Here is a 13,521-nt window from a genome sequence, read left to right as displayed (position 1 = left end):
TCAGGCACCCGCCCTTGACTGTCTCGGCACTGCCCCCGGCGAGGGAAGACGCGATTACTTCTTGCCGGCCTTCGCGGGTGCTGCCTTCGGCTTGGCCGCGTGTGCCGCTTTCTTCACCGGTGCTGAAGATTTCGCTGCCGCCGCCTTCTTTGCCGGTGCAGCTTTCGCTGCAGGCTTCTTGGCAGGCGCAGCCTTCGCAGCCGGCTTCTTGGCAGGTGCTGCTGCCTTCTTCACTGCGGGTTTTGCCGCAGCCTTGGCAGCCGGCTTCTTGGCCGGTGCCGCCTTCGCAGCCGGCTTTGCCGCTGCCTTGGCGGGTGCTGCCTTCTTCACTGCCGGTTTTGCCGCGGCCTTTGCAGCCGGCTTCTTGGCCGGCGCTGCTTTTGCCTTGGCCGCCGCGGCCTTCGGCTTGGCAGCAGGTGCTGCTTTCTTCACTGCAGCTGCGACCTTCGCCGGCGCTGCTTTTGCGGGTGCTTTCTTTGCCGGTGCCTTGGACGCCGGCGCTTTGGATGACTGCTTAGCCATGCGATGCCCCTTCCGTTGTGCCGACGGTCGTAATGACCCGGCGCGCTCATGCATATCTGACTCGCGGCTTGCTAGCCAGCGAAGCAATAGACTGATTTTCGCAGTTTAAGTTTTGGTTACGAATGGCACACGATCGCGCTGTTCATCGCAAAAATCCGCTGCTGATCTTCGATCATTGCCAGCAACGTGCCGCCGACATTTTACGCGCCTGCGAGATCGCTCCTCCTGTGAAGCTTCGAAGATCAGCGAGCAGCTTTGCGCATCGATCTTCGGCCGCTGATATCATGACCCGCTGGTTCAGCGGTGCGATCATCTCGTGCAAGCAGGCGATCTACACTGCAATCCGATAGCCGATCGCTGCATCACCTTGTCAAGCATGATCGCATCACCGGCATGTGTGCGATTTGACAGATTACTCTACATCACAGAGTATTCTGCACATACGGAGGTTTTTCAATGTCGATCTCACAGATGCAAGCGGCGCTGTCACTGTTCGAGATTGCCGAGACGGCACCCCATGACGGCGACCTCGTCGTCGGTGGTCTCCGGCGTCGCCGCATCGGAGCCGGCTGATGGGTGCCGACGAAATCATCCACCAGAGCACTCGGCTCAGGATCATGGCCGCCCTGAACATGCTGGAAAGGCGAGAAACGCTGGACTTCAGCCAGTTGAAGGCCATCATGGACGTCACCGACGGCAATCTCGGCGCACATCTCGATACGCTGGCCAGGGCCGGTTATGTCGACATCGAAAAACTGTTCGTCGGGCGCCGACCGCAGACGCGCGTCAGGGCAACGACGAGCGGACGGCGCGCGTTCCGCGGCCACGCCGCGTTCCTGCGCAAAATCCTCGATCATGCTGAGGCAGCGCCGCGCAGAAAATAGCGCGGCGACTGGCGATCTCTCCTGGAGCGCGCAATTGCCCTCTTTGTTTTGACGCAATTCCCAGGGGAAAGCGCTTCACACGTTTCCTGGAATTACTCTAACGCGTGGCGACCATGGCGACGCCGGCACCGATCATCACACCACCCGCCGCGCGGTTCACCCGGCGCACGATCTTCGGTGTGCGCAACAGGCTGCGAGCGCAACCGGCGAGGATGACATGGCCGCCGATCACCACGACCTCGACGGCCAGGATGATCATCATCAACACACCGAGATGATCAGCGTCCAGCGATGCGCCGACCACGTTCGGGAGCAGTGCCACGTAGAACAGCGGCATTTTCGGATTGCCGAAGATTGAGCGCGATGCCGATGGCAAAAATCGTCAGCAGCCCGCGCCCTCCGGAGACGGGTTGCAGTTCCGGCACGACGGGCACGGCGGTCCACAGCCTGATGCCCATCCAGATCAGATAGGCCGCTCCGCCATAACGAAGCATCGTCATGACGATCGCCATCTTGGCGGCGATGATAGACAGGCCGAAGACGGCGAGGATCAGGAAGATGAGAATGCCAACCACCGTGCCTGCGCCATAGGCGATGCCCGAGGCGGCGCCGCTTGAGATCGTGCGCGCGACGATCGTCATGTTGTCCGGTCCGGGGCTGGCAGCGAAGGCGAAGGCGAAGGCGAAGGCGAAGGCGAAGAAGGCAGCCGCGAAGGCAAGGATGGTGGCAAGGTCTCGGGCATTCAGATCAGCCGGTTTGCCTGTCGGCGACATCAGGAAAATTCAGCGTTTCGGTGATGCCCATTCGTCACGGCTGATAGCCGAGGCAGATGGCGCCGAGCGCGACAATGGCACATGCGCCGACCCGCCGCGGCGTCAGCATCTCACCGAGGAACAGGCGCCCGATGAAGGCCGCGAAGACGACGCTGGTTTCGCGGATCGCGGTGATGGGACCGGCCGGCCCGAGTGCGAAGGCCGCGACCACGACGCCATAGGCCAGAAGTGCGAACAGGCCGCCGCCCAGCGCCTTCCAGGTTTCCGGCGCCCGCGGGTCGACGATGAGCCGGCCACGGTAGGCGACGAAGGTCATCGGCAGCAAGGCGCCGTAGATCAGCAGGACCCAGGCGGTATAGGCGCCGGCATTTCCCGCCGCGCGAACGCCGATCGCATCGACTGTCGCATAGGCGGCGATGATCGCGCCCGTTGCCAGCGCATAGAGTATCGATGTCGTGGCCGCCTTGCCCCTCCCGAGCGACAGGCCCATGATGCCACCAGCGACCAGCGCGACGCCGACTGTTTGCGGCATGGTGAGCTGCTGGTTGGCCAGGAAAAATCCGCCAAGCGTGACAAGCAGTGGCACGCTGCCGCGGACGATCGGATAGACCTGCCCCAGCTCACCATTTCTGTAGGCCGCCACCAGAAACACGCTGTAGCCGACCTGAAGGCAGGCCGAGAGCACGATATAGAACCAGGCAGGCGCGGCCGGAAGGGCATGGAAGACGGCGAAGGGAATCGCGAGCGCCGTGCTGGAAAAGCTCATGACGGTGATGGTCCACAGCCTGTCGGCTCCCGTTCGCAGGAAGGCGTTCCAGGTTGCGTGCAGGATCGCGGCAAACAGCGCGAGCCCGATGACCAGCGGGCTCATTGCGGCCCGCGCGAAGCAGCGACGAAGCTCAGGGCCGCCTTGCGGGCATCGCGAATGGCGGTGTCCGCCTGCCCCATCTGCGCCAGCAAGGTCGCCCCTTCGATCAGCATCAGCAGTGTCGCTGCCACACTCTCGGCGCGGCCACGCGGCATCACCTCCTCGAGAATCGACTGCATGCGCCGCTTGAGCCCATTCTTCTGCCTGGCAGCAGCCTTGAACACCGGATGCCGGGGATCACCGAACTCGGCCAGCGCATGTGCAAACAGGCAACCATGGAAAACCGGGCTGCGGAACCAACGTTCATGCCAGCTGAAGATTTTCCCGATTTTCTGCTCTGGCGTGATGCCCTCGTGGGCGAGCCGGTCGAGCTGGCGGTCGAAACGCATGGCGCGGTAGTCGAGCACCTCGACGATCAGTTCGTCCTTGCTGGGGAAGTGACGATACATCGTCATCTTGGCCACATCGGCCTCGGCGATGATCCGGTCTATGCCGGTGGCATGGAAGCCGCCGCGCTTGAACAGCGCGTAGGCCGTTTCGACGACATGTTGACGCTTGTCGGAAGCGGGCGATGAAGTCATGGCGCCTACCAAGTGATGAGACAGGTCTGTCTACTATCTGTGCGGCGGATCGTATCTTATGTCAACACGGCACAGAAATACGCCTGCAACCGATCGGGCCGCAGGCGCGAAAAGAGATAGGAACGGAAAGCCGAGTTCAGCGCAGGACGCGGCAGCGGCCGTTGTAGACCATCCAGCGGTCGAAGCCCGAGACGCAGAATTCGACATTGTCGCCGATCGAGGCGAAGCCCTGGCCTTCCTCGATCAGGTACCAGATGGTGCGGTCACGGCCGTCGGAGAGACTGACGGTGGCGCCGCAATAACGGCGACCGATCGGCCAGGTATCGTTGGCCGGCAGATAACGGTGCTGGTGGATGCGCTGGAAGTCAGTGATCTGAACGTCCGGCAGATGCGGCACGTGATGCACCTGGTAGGAGAAGCGGCTGGTGATCTTGTTCAACACCCAGGCTTCGCCACAGACGCCACTGTCCTCATCGGAATAGACCGTAAGATCGGCCGCCTGCACGGCCTGGGTGACGCCGATAGGCCCGGCAAGCGGCGTGCAGAGCGAAATCAGGGCGGCAAGTGCGGATTTGGCGAAGCGAGTCATAGCAGCCTCTCAAGGTCGGTTGTGCGCACTGTGCGGATTCGCTTGGCGGCGGTCAAGCGGTTGCGGAAACAATGGTTTCCCAGGTTGAAACGGCGTTGGCCTAAGCCGGATTTGCGCGAGCCCTGGGTCGTCAATGAGCCCGCCTTCCTCACCTTCTGGAACACCGGCTTTTCGCGCCTGGCGCCGAACGGCGAGAGCCGAAACGTCCTCCCCCGTCAAACCTGCTCGCCGGCCAGCCATTCCAGCGACCAGTGCGCCGGCTTTTCCACGGCAAGCAGTCTGTGCAAAGCCGGCAGCAGGATCCGCAGTTCGCCCTCCAGCGTGAAAGGCGGGTTGACCAACAGCAGGCCGCTGCCGTCGAGGCTGGGTTCCGAAGAAGCCGGCCTGATCTCGAATTCTATGTCGAGCAGCTTCGGGATGCCGGATTGCTTCAGCGCCTTTCGGAAGGCGATGATCGCTTTGCGGTCCTTGATCGGATACCACAGCGCATAGATGCCGCCGGGCCACCGCTTGTGCGCCCTCATGAGCCCGTCGACGAGGCGCTCGAACTCACCCGGCTCCTCGAATGGCGGATCGATGAGAACCAGGCCGCGCTTTTCCTTCGGCGGCAGATGCGCGCCAAGCGCCAACCAGCCATCGAGCTCGATGATCCGGGCCTGGAAATCACCGGCAAAGTGCGTCCTAAGCTTCGCGACATCCTTGGGGTGCAGCTCGATCGCCGTCAGCCGGTCCTGCTTGCGCATGAGATGGCGCGCGATCAGCGGCGAGCCCGGATATTTCTGGATGCCGCCCTCGGGGTTGAGCGACCGTACCGTCTCCAGATAAGGCGCAAGCAGTGCCGCCACCGGCGCGGCAAACTGGGCATCGATCAGCCTGCCGATGCCGCCTTGCCACTCACCGGTCTTCTGCGCTTCGACCGACGACAGATCGTAGCGGCCGATGCCTGCATGGGTGTCGATGACCCGAAACGCCTTGTCCTTCTGCTTCAGATACTCGAGCAATCGCGTCAGCACGACATGCTTGACGACGTCGGCAAAATTTCCGGCGTGATAGGCGTGGCGGTAATTCATGGTTCGGTGCCGTCATGCATATCGTTGTCCCGAAACCGCTGCACACTTTTGGGCGACATGCATCAGCCCCTGCCCCAGCGCGGCGGAGGCGGCTGCGAGTTCGGATTTTCCGGCCGGCCGCCACGAGTACGAAAAGTCAGCAAGAACCCGATCAAGCCGATCGCCATCAGCGAGAAGCCGGCCGGCCGCGCACGGCTGTCGATCTCGCGGACACCGGAGCGCAGGATGAGATCGACCGCTCGCATCGGTATGTCGTCGGCATCACCCGGTCCAACGGTGAAGATATAGGGGCCTGGGCTGACGGTCTCGATCACGCCCGCCTCGTCGCGAAAGATCTTGTCTGGCAGCTGAGGGCTGGCCTGGCGCGGATTGTCGGAATGATTGAACTGGAGCGTCGAGGCGAGCACGGTGCGGCCACTGCTGGCGGCGGTCAGCGTCAGCACGGTGCGCTGCTGCGAAACGATGCGCTCGGCTCTTGCGGTCAGGTCGACCAGCACCCGCACCGGCGCGTCGCGGCTGCCGAGCGGCACCGTCAGCGGCTTGAAGCGACCCTGTTCATAGACCCGCCAGGTGCCGATCTCATGGCCGGAGAAATTGTTCATCGCCCAGGGGTAGATGACACCGATGCCGGTGCCGGCAAGGAGGATCAGGACAAACAGAAAGCGCATTCACATCACCACAGGGTATCGTGACCTTGCCAATAGCGCCCCGACGGTCAAAAGGCGATGGCCAGTTGCAGCTGCATCCGGCTTCCAGGGCTTTCGCGGCTAGCGCGCCTTGAGCAAGGCGGCAAGGTGTCTTCCGCAGTGCAGGAGCAACCGATTGGCGGCGTGGCCGCGCAACAATGCAGGCACGGTTCTACCTATGCGCTCAAAAGCCATTGCTAAAATGACCGGTATTCCACCCTGAAAAGAACGCGCCTGCGCGCTTTCCGACGAAATGGGATCATTGACTTGTGCCTCGCGAATGAGAGGCCTTGATGCACAAGGATCTTGAGCAGCACCACGAAAAGATACCAAAATCAAAATCGGCTATTGTAAACAAATTTGTTTACAAATCCTTGGCTCTGGCTTTCTATCGATGCTAGCCGGCCGCTATTCTTTTGCAGTATACCAATTCATGCCGGATAAATATTCACACCATGATATTTATATTTGAAATCCGAGCGGCTTTTGGCAACACCCTCATTGCACTCTGAAAATTTGACTTCCGCCCAGATCGTCAAATTCCATTGTTCGGCTGAACATTTCCCCCGGTCGCGTCCTGAATTGCGCCACTGGCTCGTTCTTGGCGCTCCTCGCTGCCAGGCTTTGATTCTGCCTTGAGAGCAGCTCGCCGCGTCCGACTGTATATTTTTCAGCGACCGGGCCAATACGCTGATCCAAAACGAGGATCGGCCCTAGGACGGCCATAGCCCAGCCCCGGGAAGCCGACACCGGCCTTATGGTTAACCATTCGCAAACAGATATTGTTAAGGAATTGCTAATTTAGTTGACTATGATTTCCACAGGTATATTTTCGATGCGTTGGGATGTGCAATTTGGGCGAGCAATCGACGATGATGGCACCAGACGTGTGATCGCGATTCGGGGCACAGAGAATGCTGGGCGGTAGCACGTAGATCGTGTAGCAGCACCAGCTTCGCGAACCCCAAAGAACAATTAACGCACATCAACGATGGCGATGGCGATTCCGCAGATGCGGAGGGTTTGCCGCGTTCTCATGAACGTGGCCGGGCTATGCTTTGTCCGGTCGGGCGGTAGCGTGTGCGATGCGTGTGGGGAAAGCATGAGTAAGCTTGTCAAGGTTCTGAAACTGGAATCCGGCAGTCAAAGCGGCGCCAACCAAAACCGAAGCCGCGCCCTGGTCGCCGGAGGTGCGGGATTTTTAGGATCGCATCTGTGCGAACGCCTTTTGCGGGACGGATACGACGTCGTCGCGCTGGACAATTTCCACACCGGCAAGAGATACAATCTCAATGCCCTTCTGCGTAATCCGAGATTCACGTGCATCGAGCACGATATCGTCGATGCACTGCCTTCGGGCCTTCAGTGCGATGAGATCTACAATCTCGCCTGCCCAGCCTCTCCGCCGCACTACCAGGCAGACCCGATCCATACCTTCAAGACAAGCGTGCTGGGTTCGCTGAACCTTCTGGAGCTCGCCCGTCAGAACAATGCCAAGATATTCCAAGCCTCGACGTCCGAAGTCTATGGCGATCCCTTTGTGCACCCGCAGCCCGAGAGCTACTTCGGCAACGTCAATACGCACGGACCGCGGTCCTGCTACGATGAGGGCAAGCGCTCGGCCGAAACCCTGTTCTTCGATTATTCGAGAACCTATGGCCTCGATATCCGCGTCGCCCGCGTTTTCAACACCTACGGCCGCCGCATGCAACCCGATGACGGGCGCGTGGTTTCGAACTTCATCGTCCAGGCGCTGCAGGGCAAGGACCTGACCGTCTATGGCCACGGCCTGCAGACGCGTTCCTTCTGCTATGCCGACGACCTGATCGAGGGCTTTGTCCGGCTGATGAATGCGCCAAGTGCGCCGGCGCATCCGGTCAACCTAGGCAACCCCGCCGAATTCACCATCATGGAACTGGCGACACTGGTCATTGATTACACCAACGCCCGATCGAAGATCGTGCATCGGCCACTGCCGATCGACGATCCCAGACAGCGCAAGCCGGACATTTCCTTTGCCAGGACCAATCTCGGCTGGGAGCCGAAAGTCAGCCTGCGCCAGGGGCTCGCGCGTACCGTCGAGTATTTTGACACCCTGCTCTACGGAAGCCGTATGGCCAAAGGAGCCGCGGCTTCATGACCCGACCGGCAATCCTGGTGACGGGGGGAGCCGGCTTCATCGGCAGCCACACTTGCAAGCTGCTGGCCGCCGCCGGCTATTTACCTGTGGTTTTCGACAATCTAAGCCGCGGCAATCAGAAATCCGTCGCCTGGGGTCCGCTTGTCGTCGGCGATATCCGCAACCAGAATGCGCTGCAGGCGGCGATGAAGACGCATCGGCCGACCGCGGTCATCCACTTTGCGGCACTGGCCTATGTCGGAGAGTCCGTTCACCAGCCGGCAGAATATTATTCGACCAATGTGACAGGCACCATCGCGGTGCTCGATGCGGCGCGTGCGAACTCAATCGAGAACTTCATCTTCTCCAGCAGCTGCGCAACCTACGGCGTGCCCGAAGCGTTGCCCGTTCGCGAGACCTCCGCGCAAAATCCGATCAGCCCTTACGGGCGCACAAAGCTGATGGGCGAACAGATCATCGGCGACTATGCGTCCGCATACGGAATGAAATTCGCGATCCTGCGCTATTTCAACGCTTGTGGCGCCGATCCCGACGGCGAACTTGGTGAGTGGCATTCGCCGGAAACGCACCTGGTTCCCAGGGTGCTCATGGCCGCATCGGGCATCATCGACGAGATCGAGGTTTTTGGCACGGACTACGACACGTCGGACGGCACCTGCGTACGCGATTATATCCATGTCAGCGATCTGGCCCGCGCCCATCTGAAGGCCCTCATACATCTCGAGCGCGGCGGACAAAGCCTGGCGGTCAACCTCGGCACAGGGCGGGGCGTGTCTATCAAGGAGATTGTCCAGGCGGTCGCCCGAATGACGTCAAGATCGGTTCCGGCCGTCTTCAGGAGCCGGCGCCCGGGAGATCCGGCGGAGCTCTACGCCGATCCGGGAAGCGCACGCGAACAGCTTGGCTTCGTGCCGGAGCTCTCCGACATCGACACGATTGTCAGAACGGCTGCCCCGTTTTTTGGACTGGAGACAAAGCCGATGACGCTGCCGCCAATCAAGGCGGCAGCGTCAGCCGCCTCTCGGTAGATCAGAGATAGCGGGGGCGGCAGCTCGCGCGTTGGCCAAACCCGCTAGGGCTGCAGATATAAGGCGAACCGCCCAGGAATGTGCCGCCATCGCCCGGATTGAAAGAGACTTTCACCGGCGCCGGCGTGCGGACTTTGATCCGCTGCGGCGATGCAAAAGCGAAATCTCTTTCAGTGGTCCGTATCGTGCTTGTCATCAGGATCTGAGGCTCAGCCCTGAGCGAACGCACCAAGAATCTTGCTTGGGCCGGCTGGACTGCAGGCTGACTGCGGACCGCGTGGACCACAGGCTTGATGAGGACCGAATTGGTTTCGGTCGTATCCATACTCTGACAGCCTGCAACCATAGAGCTCATCGCTACAGCCGCAACAATAGATACGATATTTTTGCTTGGGCGAAATGCGCCCATTGCGTCATTGTTCATCATGTGTCCCTTATCACCAAGTATAAGCCAAGGGCGCGTTTGCGACATACGATGCCTTCGTCGCTTTCACGCCGCATGAGCAACCACTCGCACATCACGCATGAACATTAGACATCACTAATTATTAAATTTTATGAAAACCGTATGGTGGGCCCATCGTCTCGTCGTTTTGTCAGGTGTAATTGAATGCGATCAATCGGCGGGCGGCGCGCCGACCGCTCTAGCCGAACCGCTTGATGCTTCACCATAAGCGATTCGCTAGTTTCTTGACAGGCACCCCTGGCACCAGCCGTCTGGATGGGTCGGGAAGCGGGCGAGTCACGTCGCGCTCCTGCGCAGCTGAAACATGACCTAATTCTTGGAATCGACCAGCTTGCGGGCCTCTTCGAACTGCGCGCCCTTTGTGTTGCCTGTTTCGAATTTCCGGTGTTCGTCGGAAAGATCCTCGGGAGATCGCTTGAAACTGTACCATTCCCCATCCGGATCCTTGCGTTTCTCGATGTTCCCGCCCTGGATCCGGTGGCTGTAGCAGGTGCGATTTTGCTTGCCGGTGTAGCCCTTCGACCGCCAGGCGAGCTCCATGCACACCTTGCCGTCCTTGGTGACCAGCCATCTGCCCGCCGCGAAAGATGCCATATCCTGCCCGGACGTCCAGGCCTCGAGGTGTCGATTGCCCTTTGCGAAATAGGCCGCTCCGTTTTTCCATACCCATGTGCGGTCGGCATACAGAAGCTGCAGCTCGTAGGCAGTTGGAACGATTGCGCTATCTGCTTGCGCAGGTGCGCTGTCCTTGGCGGCAGCCGCGTGCGCCGTTCCCGCAAGGGCCGTCTGGCCGCAGAGAGCCAGGAGAAACAGAAATCGCGTGCAACTTGCGAGCCGACGACGTTCCTTGTGTCGCCGACGGTCGACACCTGGCGGCGGCGACCTGGTCGGAGCTATCGGCACAATTGGCGTTCTCCTGTCTGTTTGACCCAAGGCAGCGCTATCGGCGCGACAGCCATGCGAACTATTTAACAGCCGGGAGAACCGCGATGTCAACGTTCGCGAAGCCGACGGACAGCAACTATTCGAGACACGCATAGCCCGCTGTCGTCAAAATTAAGGATTGCGTCGTATACTCCCGCACCTTTGACAACCGCGCGCAAAAGCAACATCCGCTGATGTCAGAGAGGACGCGGTTTCAAATGACGGACGACCCGGAATTGAATCAGGCCGAAGTTCAGCAATACCTGCGGCAGTCGGCCGACCGGGACAGGGCTGCTCGCAACTACCTGAGCCCCAACAAGGCAATCTTGCTGGGGATCCTGTTCATTGCGGTGGTGTTCAGGTTCCACAACATAACCTTGCCGCTGGTTGACGCCTTCAGCTGGCGCGAAACAAGCACGGCAATGATGGCCGACAATTTTCAGCAGCGCAGTTGGAATATCTTCTTCCCCGAAGTCAGCTGGACCGGGCCCGGGCCAAGTTATCAGGGCCGCGAGTTCCAGATCGTCAGCTATCTGACCGCCCTGCTCTACCAACTCTTCGGCTGGCACGACTGGTTCGGCCGCATGGTTGCGGCCTTCTTCGGCCTGCTGACGGTGTTTTCGCTGCACAGACTAACGGCACTGTTCTGGGGCGAGACGCACGCCCACGCCGCGGCACTTGCCTACGCGCTGATGCCGGCGGCGATCATGATCGACAGCTCGTTTCTTCCCGACCCCTCGATGCTGGCCCTGGTGACGCTCGGCGTCTGGCTTTTCGCGAAATACTGGGCCGGCGGCAGCGGCTGGCTGTTGCCGCTCGCCACGGTCAGCTTCTCGCTCGGCGTGCTCGCAAAGCCGCCGGGCCTCGCCGCTGGCGCCGTCATCTTCTACCTGATGGTCTGCTGGATTCTGGAAAGGAAGCGGAAGCAGGCGAAAAGGGTCTTCCTGTCGGGGCTTTTGAGCATGGCCATCATCGGCGCCTATTTCAGCTGGGCGATCTATCTCGGCCGCAGCTATCCGCCGTTTCATGTCGCGGGCAGCGGCTATATCTGGGATTCCGGCTTCTGGACATTCTTCAGGAACAGCTTCTACTTCAAATCCGTATGGAACACCTCCGTCTGGTGGTTCTACGGCTATCCGTTCATGGTGCTGATCGCGGTCGGCTTCTGGATGCCGCCCAGACCCGCCGAAGACCAGCAACGCACCCTTTCGGCCATTCCCTATGTTTGGCTGGCTGCGGCCATGGTCGTTTATCTGGCGGCGGCCCGCGAGATCACCAGCAATCCCTGGAACTACCACATCTTCCATGTGCCGTTCGCGATGTTCTGCGGCCGCGGCGCGCTTCTCCTGGCAACGCTTACATCGGGAACCGTCCTGTCGCCGGCGGTCGTGCTGCGCTCGATCTGCATCGCGGCCGTCACACTCGTGTGGTCGACCTTTCCCCTCGTCAGGACAATGAAGACGCCGATCGCCATGAACGGCAAGCTGCTTGGCGAGGAATTGGCGCGGTTGGCGCGCCCGGGCGACCTCGTCGTCGCTATCGCGCCCGAGGTCGGCGATCCCGTCGCCGTCTACTACAGCAGAGCGCGCGGCTGGGTGTTCCCGCCTGGCGGAGGCGATGCTGAATGGTCGAAGTTCGTCGCGGACGACGCCACCGCGATCGCGCAGCTCGAGGAGTTGCGCGCGCGAGGCGCAGACCTGTTCGGCACGGCCAAGAACGCCGCCGACCGGCAGGATCGGTTGTTCGTCGAGCACCATGACGGGGTCATTGACTATCTGGACAAGACCGGCACCAAGCTTGTGGATTCGGATGATTTGCTGGTCTATAGGATCACCCGCCCATGAGAGCCGCGACAGTCTGGGGCCGCGGGCCTCGGACAGGATATGGTCCCGACGGTTCAGCGGCTCCGCATTCGCCCGCGGAAGGCCGGCAAGGCGGTGGGCCAGGCGAACCGATCCGCGATGACGCCAGGGATATTCGGGCGCCACGTGATGCTGCCGCTGGAACTCGGCGGTGGAAACCGGCGGAGAATTGGTTGAAAAGAGCAATCTCGATAGTCATGACGCTGGCTTTGCTGGCCTGGCTGGCCAGCGACTCGCGCTGGCGGATGGTCGGCGACGCCTTCGACCGCATCACGCCCGGCACGTTCGCGGTGGCAACGATCGCGTTTTTCGTCACCTATGTCTTGCGTACTCTGCGCGTCTGCGACGAGTTCCGCGACGAAGTGCATGGCCGTTTCGGCGCCTGCCTGCGCGTCATCCTGATCCACAATGCAATGATCAACGTCGTCCCGTTCCGCGGCGGCGAGACGGCCTTTCCCTTGCTCCTGCGCCAGGTCTTCGGCGTACCGATCATGCGCGCCAGCGCCTCGCTGCTGTGGTTCAGGCTGCAGGATGCCTTCGTCGTCGGCGTGCTGGCCCTGGCAGTGTGGCCGGGCCTGCATCCGGCGATAAGGATCGCTGGCGTGGCTGCCTTGATCGCCGCCGCCTGGTACCTGCCGCGCTGGGCGCGCGCGCCGCATGACTGGGCCGGCCGCGGCAAGATCGTGGCGAAGCTCGGCAAGCTGCGCGATGTGTTCACCGAAGCGACCGGGCGCTCGCGCTACGGCTGGTGGTGGACGATCGCCAACTGGTCGCTGAAGCTCGCCGTACAGGGATGGCTGCTGGCAATGCTGCTGGGGACATCCTTTTCAACCGCCTTTCCAGGCGTCGTCGGGGCCGAAGGCGCCGCCATACTGCCGGTGCAAGGCGTCGCCGGCTTCGGCACCTATGAAGCGGGAGCGGCGGCAGCGCTGCTCACTTCCGGAATCGCGATGAAGGACGGCCTGCAGGCGGCGCTGGCGCTGCACCTGTTCATCTTCTGCTCGGCTATCGCCACGGGCGCGATCGCCTGGCTGTTTCCCTCGAAATCGACGCTGCCCGGGAACCCGGCTGTCGGACCTGCAAGGAAGCCATCCCAATGAACGTATTGCCCATCCCTGCTTCGGGACT

14 protein-coding genes and 1 pseudogene are annotated in these 13,521 nt (G+C 61.2%); 6 read left to right on the top strand and 9 right to left on the bottom strand.

The window, feature by feature from the left end:
- Nucleotides 1–54: 54 nt before the first annotated feature.
- Nucleotides 55–522, bottom strand: coding sequence for a hypothetical protein (locus NKJ06_RS00385; RefSeq protein WP_352627068.1), 468 nt, complete (start codon nucleotides 520–522; stop codon nucleotides 55–57).
- Nucleotides 523–644: 122 nt separating this feature from the next.
- Between NKJ06_RS00385 and NKJ06_RS00380 the strand changes: the two genes are divergently transcribed.
- Both NKJ06_RS00380 and NKJ06_RS00375 read left to right on the top strand, forming a co-directional pair.
- Nucleotides 645–872, top strand: a complete 228-nt coding sequence (locus tag NKJ06_RS00380; RefSeq protein WP_352627066.1) for a hypothetical protein — start codon at nucleotides 645–647, stop codon at nucleotides 870–872.
- A 222-nt stretch (nucleotides 873–1,094) separates the two neighbouring features.
- Entirely contained in the window at nucleotides 1,095–1,406 is a 312-nt protein-coding gene (locus NKJ06_RS00375) for a transcriptional regulator (RefSeq protein WP_352627065.1), read from the top strand.
- A 97-nt stretch (nucleotides 1,407–1,503) separates the two neighbouring features.
- Here NKJ06_RS00375 and NKJ06_RS00370 read toward each other — a convergent pair.
- The 6 genes and pseudogenes from NKJ06_RS00370 to NKJ06_RS00345 all read right to left on the bottom strand — a co-directional run bounded on the left by NKJ06_RS00370 (nucleotide 1,504) and on the right by NKJ06_RS00345 (nucleotide 5,955).
- Nucleotides 1,504–2,179: pseudogene (locus NKJ06_RS00370) on the bottom strand (LysE family translocator).
- A 34-nt stretch (nucleotides 2,180–2,213) separates the two neighbouring features.
- The gene (locus NKJ06_RS00365; RefSeq protein WP_352627063.1) at nucleotides 2,214–3,050 is read right to left on the bottom strand and encodes an EamA family transporter; all 837 of its coding nucleotides are present in this window, start codon (nucleotides 3,048–3,050) and stop codon (nucleotides 2,214–2,216) included.
- Nucleotides 3,047–3,628, bottom strand: a complete 582-nt coding sequence (locus NKJ06_RS00360) for a TetR/AcrR family transcriptional regulator (RefSeq protein ID WP_352627061.1) — start codon at nucleotides 3,626–3,628, stop codon at nucleotides 3,047–3,049. The genes NKJ06_RS00365 and NKJ06_RS00360 overlap by 4 nt, the downstream gene beginning before the upstream one ends.
- Nucleotides 3,629–3,764: 136 nt before the next feature.
- The gene (locus tag NKJ06_RS00355; RefSeq protein ID WP_352627060.1) at nucleotides 3,765–4,217 is read right to left on the bottom strand and encodes a hypothetical protein; all 453 of its coding nucleotides are present in this window, start codon (nucleotides 4,215–4,217) and stop codon (nucleotides 3,765–3,767) included.
- Between the two features lie 215 nt (nucleotides 4,218–4,432).
- Nucleotides 4,433–5,287, bottom strand: a complete 855-nt coding sequence (locus tag NKJ06_RS00350; protein ID WP_352627058.1) for a 23S rRNA (adenine(2030)-N(6))-methyltransferase RlmJ — start codon at nucleotides 5,285–5,287, stop codon at nucleotides 4,433–4,435.
- Nucleotides 5,288–5,349: 62 nt separating this feature from the next.
- Nucleotides 5,350–5,955: a hypothetical protein gene (locus NKJ06_RS00345; RefSeq protein ID WP_352627057.1), complete on the bottom strand. Its 606-nt coding sequence runs from the start codon at nucleotides 5,953–5,955 to the stop codon at nucleotides 5,350–5,352.
- A gap of 1,120 nt (nucleotides 5,956–7,075) precedes the next feature.
- Between NKJ06_RS00345 and NKJ06_RS00340 the strand changes: the two genes are divergently transcribed.
- Both NKJ06_RS00340 and galE read left to right on the top strand, forming a co-directional pair.
- Nucleotides 7,076–8,113: a UDP-glucuronic acid decarboxylase family protein gene (locus NKJ06_RS00340; RefSeq protein ID WP_352627318.1), complete on the top strand. Its 1,038-nt coding sequence runs from the start codon at nucleotides 7,076–7,078 to the stop codon at nucleotides 8,111–8,113.
- Nucleotides 8,110–9,141, top strand: a complete 1,032-nt coding sequence (gene galE / locus NKJ06_RS00335; protein ID WP_352627056.1) for a UDP-glucose 4-epimerase GalE — start codon at nucleotides 8,110–8,112, stop codon at nucleotides 9,139–9,141. The genes NKJ06_RS00340 and galE overlap by 4 nt, the downstream gene beginning before the upstream one ends.
- A gap of 1 nt (nucleotide 9,142) precedes the next feature.
- On the opposite strand, the gene NKJ06_RS00330 is transcribed toward galE, so the two are convergent.
- Nucleotides 9,143–9,568: a hypothetical protein gene (locus NKJ06_RS00330; RefSeq protein ID WP_352627054.1), complete on the bottom strand. Its 426-nt coding sequence runs from the start codon at nucleotides 9,566–9,568 to the stop codon at nucleotides 9,143–9,145.
- Nucleotides 9,569–9,916: 348 nt separating this feature from the next.
- Entirely contained in the window at nucleotides 9,917–10,645 is a 729-nt protein-coding gene (locus NKJ06_RS00325; RefSeq protein ID WP_352627052.1) for a DUF995 domain-containing protein, read from the bottom strand.
- Nucleotides 10,646–10,749: 104 nt separating this feature from the next.
- Between NKJ06_RS00325 and NKJ06_RS00320 the strand changes: the two genes are divergently transcribed.
- Entirely contained in the window at nucleotides 10,750–12,375 is a 1,626-nt protein-coding gene (locus tag NKJ06_RS00320) for an ArnT family glycosyltransferase (protein WP_352808497.1), read from the top strand.
- A gap of 191 nt (nucleotides 12,376–12,566) precedes the next feature.
- The gene (locus tag NKJ06_RS00315) at nucleotides 12,567–13,493 is read left to right on the top strand and encodes a lysylphosphatidylglycerol synthase transmembrane domain-containing protein (protein WP_352627049.1); all 927 of its coding nucleotides are present in this window, start codon (nucleotides 12,567–12,569) and stop codon (nucleotides 13,491–13,493) included.
- Nucleotides 13,494–13,521: the final 28 nt, after the last annotated feature.

This window comes from Mesorhizobium sp. M0293, assembly GCF_040321735.1.
Taxonomy (GTDB): Bacteria; Pseudomonadota; Alphaproteobacteria; order Rhizobiales; family Rhizobiaceae; genus Mesorhizobium.
This window is presented reverse-complemented; position numbering and strand designations above follow the sequence as displayed.

What these genes read in the sequence shown, in the direction of transcription:
- NKJ06_RS00385 (WP_352627068.1), bottom strand. Translation starts at nt 522, where the DNA reads ATGGCTAAGCAGTCATCCAAAGCGCCGGCGTCCAAGGCACCGGCAAAG.
- NKJ06_RS00380 (WP_352627066.1), top strand. Translation starts at nt 645, where the DNA reads ATGGCACACGATCGCGCTGTTCATCGCAAAAATCCGCTGCTGATCTTC.
- NKJ06_RS00375 (WP_352627065.1), top strand. Translation starts at nt 1,095, where the DNA reads ATGGGTGCCGACGAAATCATCCACCAGAGCACTCGGCTCAGGATCATG.
- NKJ06_RS00365 (WP_352627063.1), bottom strand. Translation starts at nt 3,050, where the DNA reads ATGAGCCCGCTGGTCATCGGGCTCGCGCTGTTTGCCGCGATCCTGCAC.
- NKJ06_RS00360 (WP_352627061.1), bottom strand. Translation starts at nt 3,628, where the DNA reads ATGACTTCATCGCCCGCTTCCGACAAGCGTCAACATGTCGTCGAAACG.
- NKJ06_RS00355 (WP_352627060.1), bottom strand. Translation starts at nt 4,217, where the DNA reads ATGACTCGCTTCGCCAAATCCGCACTTGCCGCCCTGATTTCGCTCTGC.
- NKJ06_RS00350 (WP_352627058.1), bottom strand. Translation starts at nt 5,287, where the DNA reads ATGAATTACCGCCACGCCTATCACGCCGGAAATTTTGCCGACGTCGTC.
- NKJ06_RS00345 (WP_352627057.1), bottom strand. Translation starts at nt 5,955, where the DNA reads ATGCGCTTTCTGTTTGTCCTGATCCTCCTTGCCGGCACCGGCATCGGT.
- NKJ06_RS00340 (WP_352627318.1), top strand. Translation starts at nt 7,076, where the DNA reads ATGAGTAAGCTTGTCAAGGTTCTGAAACTGGAATCCGGCAGTCAAAGC.
- galE (WP_352627056.1), top strand. Translation starts at nt 8,110, where the DNA reads ATGACCCGACCGGCAATCCTGGTGACGGGGGGAGCCGGCTTCATCGGC.
- NKJ06_RS00330 (WP_352627054.1), bottom strand. Translation starts at nt 9,568, where the DNA reads ATGATGAACAATGACGCAATGGGCGCATTTCGCCCAAGCAAAAATATC.
- NKJ06_RS00325 (WP_352627052.1), bottom strand. Translation starts at nt 10,645, where the DNA reads ATGCGTGTCTCGAATAGTTGCTGTCCGTCGGCTTCGCGAACGTTGACA.
- NKJ06_RS00320 (WP_352808497.1), top strand. Translation starts at nt 10,750, where the DNA reads ATGACGGACGACCCGGAATTGAATCAGGCCGAAGTTCAGCAATACCTG.